The sequence below is a fragment of the Chryseobacterium sp. genome (genome assembly GCF_029240215.1).
In the GTDB taxonomy this organism is placed as follows: Bacteria; Bacteroidota; Bacteroidia; order Flavobacteriales; family Weeksellaceae; genus Chryseobacterium.
Genome location: NZ_JARBTK010000003.1, coordinates 287422 through 300730, shown reverse-complemented (window position 1 = coordinate 300730; position 13309 = coordinate 287422). Strand labels below are relative to the sequence as shown.

General features: G+C 33.9%; 13 protein-coding genes and 3 tRNA genes. 6 read left to right on the top strand and 10 right to left on the bottom strand.

Going from position 1 to position 13309, the window contains the following annotated elements; all coding sequences use genetic code 11:
- On the bottom strand, nt 1–366 hold the full coding sequence (locus K0R77_RS08540; protein WP_300351133.1) for a BlaI/MecI/CopY family transcriptional regulator: 366 nt from the start codon (nt 364–366) through the stop codon (nt 1–3).
- A 321-nt stretch (nt 367–687) separates the two neighbouring features.
- Between K0R77_RS08540 and K0R77_RS08535 the strand changes: the two genes are divergently transcribed.
- Complete coding sequence (locus K0R77_RS08535) at nt 688–1257, top strand: hypothetical protein (protein ID WP_300351131.1); 570 nt, start codon at nt 688–690, stop codon at nt 1255–1257.
- 49 nt (nt 1258–1306) lie between these two features.
- Here the strand turns inward: K0R77_RS08535 and K0R77_RS08530 are convergent, their stop codons facing one another.
- The 4 genes from K0R77_RS08530 to K0R77_RS08515 form a co-directional block, all read right to left on the bottom strand.
- A complete protein-coding gene (locus tag K0R77_RS08530; protein WP_300351128.1) occupies nt 1307–1705 on the bottom strand; it encodes a hypothetical protein in 399 nt (132 codons plus the stop codon).
- A gap of 274 nt (nt 1706–1979) precedes the next feature.
- Nucleotides 1980–2055: transfer RNA gene (locus K0R77_RS08525), tRNA-Met, on the bottom strand.
- 39 nt (nt 2056–2094) lie between these two features.
- A tRNA-Met gene (locus tag K0R77_RS08520) sits at nt 2095–2167 on the bottom strand.
- Nucleotides 2168–2206: 39 nt separating this feature from the next.
- Nucleotides 2207–2279 (bottom strand) — tRNA-Met (locus K0R77_RS08515).
- A 99-nt stretch (nt 2280–2378) separates the two neighbouring features.
- Here K0R77_RS08515 and K0R77_RS08510 point away from each other — a divergent pair.
- The 4 genes from K0R77_RS08510 to prmC are packed head-to-tail and all read left to right on the top strand — an operon-like array spanning nt 2379 to nt 5316.
- Nucleotides 2379–2990: an L-threonylcarbamoyladenylate synthase gene (locus K0R77_RS08510; RefSeq protein ID WP_300351125.1), complete on the top strand. Its 612-nt coding sequence runs from the start codon at nt 2379–2381 to the stop codon at nt 2988–2990.
- An 8-nt stretch (nt 2991–2998) separates the two neighbouring features.
- Entirely contained in the window at nt 2999–3703 is a 705-nt protein-coding gene (locus K0R77_RS08505) for a type II CAAX endopeptidase family protein (protein ID WP_300351121.1), read from the top strand.
- A 3-nt stretch (nt 3704–3706) separates the two neighbouring features.
- Nucleotides 3707–4465 carry a peroxide stress protein YaaA gene (gene yaaA / locus K0R77_RS08500; protein WP_300351118.1) on the top strand — a complete coding sequence of 253 codons (759 nt, stop codon included), beginning with the start codon at nt 3707–3709 and terminating at the stop codon, nt 4463–4465.
- Nucleotides 4465–5316 carry a peptide chain release factor N(5)-glutamine methyltransferase gene (gene prmC / locus K0R77_RS08495; RefSeq protein ID WP_300351115.1) on the top strand — a complete coding sequence of 284 codons (852 nt, stop codon included), beginning with the start codon at nt 4465–4467 and terminating at the stop codon, nt 5314–5316. The genes yaaA and prmC overlap by 1 nt, the downstream gene beginning before the upstream one ends.
- 41 nt (nt 5317–5357) lie before the next feature.
- On the opposite strand, the gene K0R77_RS08490 is transcribed toward prmC, so the two are convergent.
- The 4 genes from K0R77_RS08490 to K0R77_RS08475 are packed head-to-tail and all read right to left on the bottom strand — an operon-like array spanning nt 5358 to nt 11014.
- Entirely contained in the window at nt 5358–6011 is a 654-nt protein-coding gene (locus K0R77_RS08490; protein WP_300351113.1) for a rhomboid family intramembrane serine protease, read from the bottom strand.
- Between the two features lie 12 nt (nt 6012–6023).
- Entirely contained in the window at nt 6024–8603 is a 2580-nt protein-coding gene (locus K0R77_RS08485; protein ID WP_300351724.1) for a DNA gyrase/topoisomerase IV subunit A, read from the bottom strand.
- Between the two features lie 10 nt (nt 8604–8613).
- Nucleotides 8614–9093 (bottom strand): hypothetical protein, encoded by a 480-nt coding sequence (locus K0R77_RS08480; protein ID WP_300351111.1) that lies wholly within the window; start codon nt 9091–9093, stop codon nt 8614–8616.
- Between the two features lie 40 nt (nt 9094–9133).
- On the bottom strand, nt 9134–11014 hold the full coding sequence (locus tag K0R77_RS08475; protein WP_300351109.1) for a DNA topoisomerase IV subunit B: 1881 nt from the start codon (nt 11012–11014) through the stop codon (nt 9134–9136).
- 193 nt (nt 11015–11207) lie between these two features.
- Here K0R77_RS08475 and K0R77_RS08470 point away from each other — a divergent pair, with 193 nt between their 5' ends.
- The gene (locus K0R77_RS08470) at nt 11208–12356 is read left to right on the top strand and encodes a methionine aminotransferase (protein ID WP_300351106.1); all 1149 of its coding nucleotides are present in this window, start codon (nt 11208–11210) and stop codon (nt 12354–12356) included.
- A 151-nt stretch (nt 12357–12507) separates the two neighbouring features.
- Here the strand turns inward: K0R77_RS08470 and K0R77_RS08465 are convergent, their stop codons facing one another.
- Nucleotides 12508–13272 (bottom strand): SDR family oxidoreductase, encoded by a 765-nt coding sequence (locus tag K0R77_RS08465; RefSeq protein WP_300351103.1) that lies wholly within the window; start codon nt 13270–13272, stop codon nt 12508–12510.
- Nucleotides 13273–13309: the final 37 nt, after the last annotated feature.

Here is a 13309-nt window from a genome sequence, read left to right as displayed (position 1 = left end):
TTAGTCTTTGTTTTTAAGTTCGTTTAAAAGCATTTCAAGATCTTCTACGGTCATTTCGTTTTTTTCAACCAAAAAAGAAACAGCACTTTTATAGGAACCTTTAAAATAATTTTTAACCAGACTTTTCATCGTCTTACCAGAGTATTGCTCCTTAGAAACAAGAGGAAAATACTCATGCTGTCTCCCGTAGACATGATAATCAACAAATTCTTTATCCTTCAAAACCTTAAGAATTGTAGAAACGGTATTGGTATGAGGTTTTGGTTCGGGGAAAAGATCAAGAATATCTTTTAGAAAACCTTTTTCGATTTTCCATAAATATTGCATTACCTGCTCTTCCGCTTTCGTTAAGTTCTGAATTTTCATAATCTTTTTTTCAATTCTAAATACGTATTTCTAATATCACTAATAAATTAGTTATACAAATGTAGAAATTAAATTGATTCAAAAAACTATTTTTTTAGTGATACACAAAACATTAACATAAATCATTGATAATCAATTGAATAATTTTTATTAAAATATGTTAAATTTTTAACAAAGCTTATTTTATGCGTGAATATTTAGCATCAATCAACTTCATAAAGCTACAAATTCTTAAAACTTGTTAATTTTTATTAAATAAAATTAAAATCTACTTGCTTAAACTGAGAAAATATATTTATTTTAGTGCTTTAAAAATTTCTCATGAAAAGATATAATCTACTTACTGTTTTATTATTGTTTATTTTTAGCTTAACATCGGCTCAGATGTCATCAGTTTTCGGCTCAGTTACCGAAGCAAAATCAAAAATCGAAAGCACAGTTCCCGTTGTTGTGGAACATTTGAAAAAGATCAGTGAAAAACAAGGTGATGCAACTATTTTGACTAATGGAAAAGCAGCTTTGAAAAACGAATACGATAAGGTGTCTCAGGAATTTGAGCTTTACAAAGGAAATATGGCAAGCTGTATTTTAGGAAAATCTAAAAAAGCGACAAAATGTATGAATTATCATACCCAATACTTCAGAAATACATTAGGTATTTATGAAAACTATATCAACTACATTACCAAGAAAAACGGATATTTAGGAGTTGCAGACGACAGTGTAAAACTTGATTTCAAGCCAACAGAAATTGCCACAAAAATTGATAAAGATTTCTCAGGTGCTGTAGGTGCAGTAAAGAAGATGAAAGGAAACAACAAATCAACTTACTTCGAGCAATTAAAGTCTGATGATTTTAAACTTCAGAATTTTGATAGTTTAGCTAACTAAAAAAAATCCCGCCTTTACAAAGCGGGATTTTTTATTTTGTTTTATTTTATTAGCTAACTAAATATTCTGATATGAGAGGCTGATTGTTGACTTCATTCCAGGTTAATTTCCAGTCTTCCCTTACATTCATATCAATTTTATTATCTTTCATTTCAGCAATGTATCTTACTTTAAAAGTAATATCAAACTGGTTTTGAGCACTTTCTTTTATTTCAATATCTGAAATATGATGAGTTGTTTTGTCTAGAAGATTATTTTTAGATTCTGTAAACCAATTACTGAATCCTTCATGCCCTATAAATAAATCACTTCCCGGGAATTTCATTTTCACATCTTCTGATAAATATTGCAGGAAGAAGCTGTTTTCATCTAAATCATCAAAATGCTTAAACCATTTTTTCATAAATGCTTCTATCTTTTCGACAGTTGTTTGCGGTAAATTTTCCATAATTTTTTTCTTTGTGTAATAAATATTATATTCTTTTTATCTAAAATTCCCCTTAGCTTCTTTATAACCATCTGTATAGTTTAAAAAACAAATTAAAATTTCATTCTTCAAGTTTATTAAAAATTTTCCGATTATTCTTATTTTTTCTTATTTTTTTAAACAAAAGAAGCTGTTTTCAACATCCTTATAATTTTGCTCAGTACATTTCCTTCCAAATAGCATTCCAAACTTAATGGCACAAAAAAAAGGAGAACTACTTTCGTAATTCTCCTGTTGGTAGCGGGAACCGGACTCGAACCGATGACCTCCGGGTTATGAGCCCGACGAGCTACCTACTGCTCTATCCCGCGGTGTATCTTTAGAGTGCTTACCGAAAGCACTTAACTTAGTAGCGGGAACCGGACTCGAACCGATGACCTTCGGGTTATGAGCCCGACGAGCTACCTACTGCTCCATCCCGCGGTGTATCTTTAGAGTGCTTACCGAAAGCACTTAACTTAGTAGCGGGAACCGGACTCGAACCGATGACCTCCGGGTTATGAGCCCGACGAGCTACCTACTGCTCTATCCCGCGATATTGGATTGCAAATATACGAATATTTTTCAAAAACGCAAGTTTTTCTTGTAAATAAAGCACTTCCCAAAAATAATTTAAATATTTGTATCTTTGTTTATGGCAAAAATATTAAGAATTTATCCGGATAATCCTCAGGAAAACCTTATCAATGAGGTGATTAAAACCCTGAACAATGGCGGACTGATTATTTATCCGTCTGATACTGTTTACGCATTGGGCTGCAATATTTTTGATATTAAAGCCATGGAAAAGCTCGCTCAGATCAAAAAACAGAAATTAGAGAAAACAAAATTCTCAATTATATGTAATGACCTCAGTCACCTTTCTGATTTTACAAGACCTATTGACACTTCTGTTTTCAGATTTTTAAAGAGTCACCTTCCGGGTCCTTTCACTTTTATTTTAGAAGCTAATAAAAGTTTACCATTGGCATACAAAAATCACAAAACAATAGGAATTCGTGTTCCGGATCATTCTATTCCGCAACTGATTGTTGAAAAACTGGGACATCCGATTGCATCGACTTCCATTAAAGATGATGACGAGATCATCGAATACTCTACCGATCCGGAACTGATCGCTGAAAAATACGATCATCTTGTGGATATTGTAATCGATTCGGGGTATGGAGATAACATTGCATCTACAATCGTTGATCTTACTTCAGGCGAACCGGAAGTAATCAGACAGGGAAAAGGTGAAATTTAGAAGTATACATGATGAGTCTTAACGGAAAATATTCTGTTGGCATTGTACTCACGTTTGTACTTCTTGCCTTCGCAATGCTTTATTCAATTCCTTTAATCAACGGTTTTTTTCATTTTAAAACTATTACTGCTGATCTGTTTTTTTATAACAGACTTTCTCTCTGGTTTGTTTTGATACTTGTATTGATCTATAATTTTTTCATTGAAAACAGATCATTTTTTGTATGGGAAGACAAAAAATATTCTGCATCCTTTTATTTGGTTGCAATAATTTGTCTTTATCTTATCTGTGCAATCGGAGGAGCTTTTTTAAATGGAATTATTATGCTGATTACCCATGAAAAAATCAGTGATAAACTGGTGCAGCTCAGTTCAATTTTTAAAAATAATTATTTTCTGATATTCTTTACCTGTCTCACAGCCGGAGTTATTGAAGAATTGTTGATGAGGGCTTACATTCAGCCGAGAATTGAAAAAATATACAGCAGTCCTGTTTTGGGAATTATTATTTCAGCTTTATTATTTGGGATTCTCCACAGTACTTACGGAACGATCGGTCAGGTTGTAGTTCCATTTTTTATCGGAATTGTATTTGCACTTTTTTATAAAAAATATTCCAACATCAAAATTCTGATCATCTGTCATTTTATGTTTGATTTTATCTCTTTAATGCTCATGAATCTGATTGATATTAAACAATTATCTGCCTTTTAAATTATGAAAATCATAACCTCACCCGCAAAATTAATGAACACTGAAAACTCGACAGATCTTTTGAGAAGTACAACTCCAAAATTCATTGAAGAAGCGGCATTTATACAGTCTTTTTTAAAGCATAAATCTCCAAAATATCTTTCTGAGCTCATGGAAATTTCGCCAAAGCTGGCAGATGAAAACTGGGAAAGAAATCAAAAATGGAAAGCAAAACCAAGTGCAAAAGAATCTGCTCCTGCAATGTTTGCTTTTACAGGAGAGGTCTACAGAGGTTTGGATGCTAAAACTTTAGATAAAAGAGCAGTCGATTATTTGCAGAAAAACTACAGAATGCTTTCCGGATTGTACGGATTGCTCAGACCTTCCGACAAAGTAATGCTCTACAGACTGGAGATGGGAAGACCATTTGAATTTGATAAGTATAAAAATCTCTACTCTTTCTGGACTGAAAAAGTGACAGAACAGCTAAACTCTGAGATGAAAAAGAACGAAATCCTCCTTCATCTTGCCAGTAACGAATACGGAAAAGTAATCGACCGAAAAAAACTCAATCATAAAGTCATTGATTTTGAATTTTACGAATTGAGAGAAGGAAAGCTCAAAACCATCATCGTTTACACAAAACATGCGAGAGGTTTGGTCGTGAGATTCTGCGCAGAAACTCAAGCTAAAACTTTGAATGATGTGAAAGCTTTCAACTATGAAGGTTACAGAATTGACGAAGAAAAATCTACGGATTCTAAATTGGTTTTTACAAGATAATGACAATCTCAGATTTTAAAAATAAGTTTAAAGCCGAACTTTCAGAACTATATACATATTCTGAAACAGATTTTCTTTATTCAATTTTTGTTGAAAAAATTTTAGATTTAAATCAAATTCAACAACGAATGATGTCTGATCAGCAGTTATCTGATGATAACGAAAATCAACTTCAAGATATTGTTTCAGAATTAAAAACGGGAAAACCTTACCAGCATATTTTAGGAGAAACGGAATTTTACGGAATGTCTTTTTTTGTGAATGAAAATGTTTTAATTCCCCGTCCGGAAACGGAAGAACTGCTGGAATTGGCAATTCACAAAATTCAAAGTTCAGGGTTGAAACCTCAAGGTTTAAAGATTTTAGACATCGGAACAGGAAGCGGTGTTATTCCTTTAGTTTTAAAGAAATATTTTCCGGATGCACAAGTTTCATCAATCGATTTTTCTGAAAAGGCATTGGAGGTCGCTAAAAAAAATGCGGAGTTTCATCAGCTTGATATCAAATTATTTCATGCCGATTATTTGAATTTTGATTTGAATGAGATGTATGATGTGATCATCTCAAATCCGCCTTACATCGGGATTGAGGAAGAATTAGAAATTGAAGATTCTGTGAAGGGGTTTGAGCCAGCAATAGCGTTATTTTCACCTACTTCTGATGCTTTGATTTTCTACAGAAAGATTGCCGAAGATGCCAAAAAATATTTAAATAAAAACGGGCTTTTGTTCCTAGAAATCAATCAGAAATTAGGTCCTGAAACTTTAGAATTATATCAAAACAGTCTCACAAAATCAGAATTGATCAAGGATTTATCTGAGAATGACCGATTTGTTTTTGGAATAAAATAATAAAAGAAAGTTATTAAAGTTAAAAAAAGAATCGGTTATTTCTAACCGATTCTTTTCTTTATGAATATTTCGTAAGATAAATACAAGAGAGGTATCGCCATAATTCCTATAAATAAAGAATTTTCCAAAGCTGCTTCCGGCTGAGTGGCAATAGCATACACCAATCCGAAAAATGCTCCACCTAAATGAGCAGCATGTCCTAAATTATCCCATTGTTTTGGATTTAGCATCATATATACTGAATAACCAAAATATAGAAGCCCAAATACAAATCCAGGAATTGGAATCGGAATAAAAAACAGAAAAAGACTCATTTTCGGAGCCATTGCAATTGCTGCAAATAAAACTCCCGAAACTCCTCCACTCGCCCCGATTGCAGAATACCAAGGTTGTTTTTGATAAATAAATAAGGAAAAAATGTTTCCTAAAAGAATTGATCCAATATAAATAATGATAAATCCTACAGCACCGAAACCTTCTAAAATAACAGGTCCAAAGAAATACAAAGTCATCATATTAAAGAGCAAATGCATCATATCGGCATGCAGAATACCAGCAGAAAGCAATCTGATATATTCTTTTCTATTAAGAATTGCTCCTACATTAAATTTATATTTTTCAAAAATAGCCTGATTATTAAAAGCTACAAAGCTTATAATAGCAGTTATTGCAATAATTAATATTAAAATACTCATAACTTTTACTTGTTAATTTTCACTGCTTCCACTCTCAAACAAATCCCCGATTGTACCGCCATCATCATCTGTAGATGGGGTAAAATCCGGTTCGTCATAGATTTCTGGTTCTTCTTCTTCCGGTTCAGGAATGGTAATATTGATGGTTTTTACTTTAAATTTTGTGAACTGATTTCCAATGGCTTTTATACCTTTTACACCAATAAATTCATCGATGTTTACGGTTTCAGGATCACGTTCTTTTCCTTTATCTTTTGCAAAAATAATTTCTGCGGTTGTACCATTTGAAACCAAAATTCTTTCTATAAAAGATTTTGGATGTTCGGATGGCATAAAGTTCTGCGGATTGGTCGTATTTTCAAGCAAAAATCTTTTGATAAAATAAATATCTTTTTCGCCGTCATAATAAATGCAGGTAATTGGTTGTTGTGGTCTCCACTTTTCGAGAATGATATATTCATCGTCAAAACGGTTTCCAAGGTCGAAACTGATCAGTTTTGCTTCACCCTGAGAATTGACGGTTAAAATTTTATCATCTCCTTTAAAGCTTCCCAATAAAGTTCCTCGAGCATCGGCATTCAAACGTCTTACCGTATCATCAAACCAGATTTTTCGCGGTGCCAAAGTTGATACACCTTCTTCTTTTAAATCTACTTTTTTAACTGAATATTTGGTCACAAGATTACCTTTTGAATCACGTCCTTTGATTCCTATTTCTGAGAAATCAATATCCATTTTATTTTTTCTGATTCTTGGGTTGGGCTTTAAAAGTACCGTTACAGTTTCCGCTTCACCATTTGGATTTGCTGAGAAATAAAGCGTTTCAGAACCTTTTACATCCGAAGCTAAAGGATAATCGGTGTTTCTTGTTACACCTGTTACAGAGAAACGTTTCATATAATATGGTCCCTGCATTCCTTCACGATAGATCATATTGTAGACCGTACGTTTATCATTTTTCTTCCAAATTGCAACATGCAAAATGTCTTTTCCGATGAATGTTTTGGCTTCCACTTTTACGACCTTCATGCTTCCGTCTTTTCGGAATGTGATAATGTCATCAATGTCTGAACAGTCAAATAAAAACTGATCTTTTTTCAACGAAGTTCCTACGAAACCTTCTTCAAAATTGGCGTAGAATTTCTCATTTGCCACAGCAACTTTTGTTGCATCGATGGTATCAAAAATTCTCAGTTCCGTTTTGCGTTCTCTGCCTTTTCCGTATTTTTTCTGAATATTTAAATAATAATCAACCGCATAAGCAATCAGATTCGCCAAATGATGTCTTACCTGCTCAATTTTGCCTTCAAGTGATAATATATTTTCTTTAAATTTGTCTAAATCAAATCTTGAAATTCTTTTAATTCTGATCTCAGTCAGTCTCAGAATATCTTCTTCTGTCACCTCTCTCAAAAGATGAGCTGTGTGAGGTTTTAAACCTTCAGCAATGGTTGTCAAAACATCTTCCCAGCTTTTTACTTCTTCAATATCGTGGTAAATTCTGTTTTCGATAAAAATTCTTTCCAATGAAGAAAAATGCCAGCTTTCCTGTAATTCGTTCAATTCGATTTCCAATTCTTTTTTAAGTAATGAAACCGTGTGATCGGTATTCATTCTTAAAATTTCGGAAACATTCAGAAACATTGGTTTATCTCCGACAATTACACAGGCATTGGGAGAAATCGTTACCTGACAATCAGTAAACGCATATAATGCATCAATGGTTTTGTCGGGCGAAACTTCATTATGAAGATAGATCAGAATTTCAACTTTGTCTGAAGTATTATCTTCAATTTTTTTAATTTTAATTTTCCCTTTTTCGTTGGCTTTGATGATAGAATCAATCAGATCACCCGTATTTTTAGAAAAAGGAAGCTCAGAAATCATCAAAGTATGTTTATCTACCTGAGAAATCTTAGCTCTGGCTCTCACTTTTCCACCTCTGTGGCCGTCGTTGTATTCTGAAACATCAAGATAACCTGCCGTCAGAAAATCAGGGAAAAGTTCAAACTTTTTACCTTTCAAATAAGCTACTGAAGCATTGATTAACTCATTAAAATTATGAGGAAGGATCTTTGTGGAAAGCCCCACTCCAATTCCTTCAACTCCCTGAGCAAGAAGCAAGGGGAATTTTACGGGAAGATCTACCGGTTCGTTATTTCTGCCGTCATAAGATTTTGACCACACGGTGGTTTTAGGGTTGAAGACCACTTCCAAAGCAAAAGGAGTAAGCCTTGCTTCAATGTATCTCGCCGCAGCAGCAGAATCTCCGGTGTAAATATTCCCCCAGTTTCCCTGAGTATCGATCAGTAATTCTCTCTGCCCTATTCCTACCATCGCATCCGTAATCGATGCGTCACCGTGAGGGTGATATTTCATCGTATTTCCGACGATATTGGCGACTTTATTATATCTTCCATCTTCAAGCTCACGCATAGAGTGCATAATTCTACGCTGAACAGGCTTGAAACCATCATAAACGGATGGTATGGCTCTGTCTAAAATTACATAAGATGCATAATCCAGAAACCAGTCTTTGTACAGTCCTGAAACTTTTTTTAAGCTTTCGCCTTCGTGAGAGTTTTCTTCTATCATTATTTTCTTAATGTCTTCTTTCTTTGTTTGCTTTTGTCACTTTATTAAGCGAAAATTTTAAGTCGTTGACTTCTTTTTGTGTTAAATATGAGATCTCGTATTTCAAAACCGTAGAACCGCTGTTTTTACTGGAAATGGTAATATATAATCTCCTGACAAAGAACAACATGTTTATTGTCTCAAATTTCATTAATTTATATTTGGGAAATTCGTCATTCAAAGGTCTGTTCAGAAACGGAACAACATTTCTGTTTTTAAAATGAAGAGCTTCCCCATCGCTGTCGTATTCAAAGATCTGTCTTCCGCTTACATAATAAAGAATTAGCAGCAGAATCGGAACAATAATCAAAAGATAGCTTAAACCTCCTAAAATCTGAAATTTATATTTTTCTAATATAAAACCTATAATCCCTCCTAATAACATCATTAATAATAATGTGTTGATAAAATTGTAAATGGGAGTTTTGGTACGGTTACTTAATCTCATGGTTTGTGTTTTGTTTTTATTTTTGTTTTTCTTATTAAAATTATTCTACCTGAATGAAAATTTCTTTATCGCTGATATTTGAATCTTCTACAACCAGATTTTCAAGAATAAAGACCTGTCTGTCGGGTGTATTTTTACCCATGTAGAATTCTAATAGCTGCTCAATAGTCTGATCTTTCCCAAGAACAACGGGCTCTAAACGAATATCTTTTCCGATGAAATTTTTAAATTCATCCGGCGAAATTTCTCCCAACCCTTTAAATCGGGTGATTTCAGGGTTTTTACCTAATTCGTTTAATGCCTTCACTCTTTCCAGCTCAGAATAGCAATATCTTGTTTCCTTTTTATTCCTAACTCTGAATAATGGAGTCTGAAGAATATATAAATGGCCGTTTTTTATCACATCAGGAAAAAACTGAAGAAAAAAGGTAATCATTAAAAGTCGGATGTGCATCCCGTCAACATCGGCATCAGTTGCAATAATAACCTGATTGTATCTTAAATCCTCAAGACTTTCTTCGATATTCAAAGCTGCCTGAAGAAGGTTGAATTCTTCATTTTCATACACGACTTTTTTGGTTAAGCCGTAACAGTTCAATGGTTTACCTTTTAATGAAAAAACAGCCTGCGTTTCAACATCTCTTGATTTTGTGATAGATCCAGATGCAGAATCTCCTTCGGTGATAAATATCTGAGTTTCAGCTTTTCTTTCAGCTTTCTGATCGTTGTAGTGCTGTCTGCAGTCACGAAGTTTTTTATTGTGAAGCGAAACTTTTTTCGCTCTTTCTCTTGCTAATTTCTGAATTCCTGAAAGTTCTTTTCTTTCTCTTTCTGAAATCAAAATTTTTCTCTGAATCGCTTCAGCGATCTCAGGATTTTTGTGCAGGAAATTATCTAATTTGCTTTTTAAGAAATCAATAATAAAAATCCTTACAGTAGGACCATTCGGACCAATATCATTGGAACCTAATTTAGTTTTCGTCTGAGATTCAAATACAGGCTCTTCAACATTAATGGAAATTGCTGCAACAATAGATTTACGAATATCCGAAGCATCAAAGTTTTTATTAAAAAACTCACGGATTGTTTTCACATATGCTTCACGAAAAGCATTCAAATGCGTTCCACCCTGCGTTGTATTTTGTCCGTTGACAAAAGAGAAATAAGTTTCTGTCTGCGACTTATCAGTATGCGTTACCGCCAATTCTATATCATTATCTCTCAAATGAACGATCGGATACAACACATCATTTTCCAGTTCCTCTTCCAGCAAATCTTTAAGTCCGTTTTCAGAATAAAAAGTTTCACCGTTAAAAAGAATTTTCAGTCCCGGATTCAGGTAAGAATAATTTCGGAGCATTCTTTCGATATACTCTTTTCTGAATTTAAAATGAAGAAAAATATCGGCATCGGGAACAAACGAAATTTCAGTTCCATTTCTGTCTGAAGTATCTTTTTCAGCGTGATCTTCGGTGATGATCCCTCTTGAAAACTCAGCCATTTTCATTTTCCCGTCACGAAAAGAACGTACACGGAAGTAATCTGAAAGGGCGTTTACAGCTTTTGTACCAACACCATTCAAACCGACAGATTTTTTGAAAGCTTTACTGTCATACTTTCCTCCTGTATTCATTTTTGAAACCGCATCAACGACTTTTCCTAATGGAATTCCACGACCAAAATCACGGATCGTCACTTTTCCGTCATCGACTTTTATTTCAATTCTCTTACCAGATTTCATCCTGAACTCATCGATCGAGTTATCAAGAATTTCTTTAAGTAAAATATAAATACCATCATCCGCAGAGGAACCATCGCCCAACTTCCCGATATACATTCCGGGACGTAAACGGATGTGCTCCTGCCAATCGAGGGTTCTGATGTTATCTTCGGAATATACAGGGTTTATTTCTTGTGACATAAGTAATTTCAGCAAACATACAAAAGTACGAAATAGAACAAAAATATCCCAATATTCCGATTCGTTTTTTTATTATTTTTTCTCTTAAATATGCCAATTTTAATTTTTAATTACAAAACATTTTTTGACGTTACCATATCATTAAATTTCAAAAAATACTGTACATTCGAACTAAGTAAAAAAATTCCCGTTCATGATACATCTTCCCTTCTCTAAACTTTCTAATGTTGGCACTACCATTTTCAGTCAGATGACTCAATTGGCGAATGAAAATGAAGCCATCAATTTATCTCAGGGTTTTCCCGATTTTATGCCTGATTCAGAATTACTGGATCTTGTGAATCAGTTTATACAAAAAGGGTATAACCAATATGCACCGATGGGCGGAATGATTGGTCTGAAGGAAGAAATTGCAAGAAAAATTGAAAAAAGCCATCAAACAAACTATCATCCTGATTCAGAAATTACGATTACCGCAGGAGGAACTCAGGCAATTTTCACAACAATTGCAACTTTTGTTAAAAAAGATGATGAAGTAATCATTTTTGAACCGGCTTACGATTGTTATGAACCAACCGTCGAACTTTTTGGAGGAATTGTCAAGCGTTTCGAAATGAAAGCTCCCGATTATGAAATTGATTGGAATGAAGTTAAAAATTTAGTTTCGGAAAAAACCAAGATGATCATTCTGAATAACCCGAACAATCCATCAGGAAAGATTTTGAAGGAAAATGATATTCAGGAACTAATAAAAATCGTAAAAGATACTCCAATCCTGATTTTAAGTGATGAGGTGTATGAAAATATTGTTTTTGACGGAAAAGAACATTTAAGCATCTGCAAATATCCAGAACTGAAAGAAAGAAGTCTTTTGATCGCATCATTCGGGAAACTTTTCCATGTTACAGGCTGGAAAATTGGGTATTGTGCAGCTCCGAAAGCATTAACCGATGAATTCAGAAAAATCCATCAGTTCAATGTTTTTTCCGTGAACACACCGATTCAAATGGCTTTGGCTGAGTATATGAAAAATGATGAACATTATCTTGGGCTGAATCAATTTTTTCAGGAAAAGAGAGATTTTTTAAGACAAGGTTTAGCACAAACCTCTTTTGAGTTACTGAATTGTGAAGGAACGTATTTTCAGGCTTTGAAATATAATAAAATTTTGGATAAAAATGATTTTGATTTCGCTACGGAACTTACAATTAATCACAAAGTTGCGAGCGTTCCGTTTTCTTCTTTTTATAAAAATAGACTGAATGAAAATGTGATCAGACTTTGTTTTGCCAAGAAACAGGAAACTTTGGAAAGAGCAATTGAGAATCTGGCTAAACTTTAGATTTACAAAATAAAGTTTGTCATTCTGCAGAAATCCAAGTTCTGTTTAGATTCCTGCGGAATGACAAACAAACTGATTATAATTTAAAAATTGAGTACAACTATTAAATTAAATTAGCTTTATTTACAGAGTCTGTGAGAAGATATTTTATTTAAAAGAACATTCCACCGGAAGCTTCAATTCTTTGTGCTGTAATCCAACGAGCGTCTTCTGTACAAAGAAATGCAACTACTCCACCAATATCGTCCGGCAAACCTGCTCTTCCTAAAGCCGTGTTTCCAGCAATCATGGCATTGATATTTTTATCGTCTCTCGTTCTTCCACCACCAAAATCAGTTTCTATAGCTCCCGGAGCAACAACATTAACTTTGATTTTCCTTGCGCCCAATTCTTTAGCCATATATTTTGTCAGCATTTCAATTCCTGCTTTCATAGAACCGTAAACGGATGATCCCGGCAAAGCAAATCTCGCCAAACCTGAAGAAATATTAATGATTCCACCGCCGTCATTGATGAATGGCAAAAACTTTTGAGTCAAAAAGAAAACCCCTTTGAAATGAATATTAAACATTTCATCTACCTGGTCTTCCGTAGTTTCCATTATGGGCGAATATAATGCAGTTCCGGCATTGTTAATTAAGTAATCGATATTTCCGCTTCCTGTATTTTCTTTTAAATGGTCTGATACACTTTTAATAAATGTATCAAAACTTTTTACATTTCTTGTATCTAACTGAAAAGCAATTGCTTTTCTTCCCAAAGCTTTTATTTCATTCACTACATTTTCAGCTTCTTCTTTATTGCTGTGATACGTGATGATGACATCCAAACCTTTCTGAGCGATTTTCAATGCTGAATTTTTTCCTAATCCGCGGCTTCCGCCAGTAATCAATGCGATTTTTGTTCTGTTATCCATTTTTGATTTTTTTATTGATACAAAGTTCCGTCATTTC

Bases quoted from the DNA above. Each gene is read 5' to 3' on its own strand.
- K0R77_RS08540 (WP_300351133.1), bottom strand. From the start codon at position 366: ATGAAAATTCAGAACTTAACGAAAGCGGAAGAGCAGGTAATGCAATAT.
- K0R77_RS08535 (WP_300351131.1), top strand. From the start codon at position 688: ATGAAAAGATATAATCTACTTACTGTTTTATTATTGTTTATTTTTAGC.
- K0R77_RS08530 (WP_300351128.1), bottom strand. From the start codon at position 1,705: ATGGAAAATTTACCGCAAACAACTGTCGAAAAGATAGAAGCATTTATG.
- K0R77_RS08510 (WP_300351125.1), top strand. From the start codon at position 2,379: ATGGCAAAAATATTAAGAATTTATCCGGATAATCCTCAGGAAAACCTT.
- K0R77_RS08505 (WP_300351121.1), top strand. From the start codon at position 2,999: ATGATGAGTCTTAACGGAAAATATTCTGTTGGCATTGTACTCACGTTT.
- yaaA (WP_300351118.1), top strand. From the start codon at position 3,707: ATGAAAATCATAACCTCACCCGCAAAATTAATGAACACTGAAAACTCG.
- prmC (WP_300351115.1), top strand. From the start codon at position 4,465: ATGACAATCTCAGATTTTAAAAATAAGTTTAAAGCCGAACTTTCAGAA.
- K0R77_RS08490 (WP_300351113.1), bottom strand. From the start codon at position 6,011: ATGAGTATTTTAATATTAATTATTGCAATAACTGCTATTATAAGCTTT.
- K0R77_RS08480 (WP_300351111.1), bottom strand. From the start codon at position 9,093: ATGAGATTAAGTAACCGTACCAAAACTCCCATTTACAATTTTATCAAC.
- K0R77_RS08475 (WP_300351109.1), bottom strand. From the start codon at position 11,014: ATGTCACAAGAAATAAACCCTGTATATTCCGAAGATAACATCAGAACC.
- K0R77_RS08470 (WP_300351106.1), top strand. From the start codon at position 11,208: ATGATACATCTTCCCTTCTCTAAACTTTCTAATGTTGGCACTACCATT.
- K0R77_RS08465 (WP_300351103.1), bottom strand. From the start codon at position 13,272: ATGGATAACAGAACAAAAATCGCATTGATTACTGGCGGAAGCCGCGGA.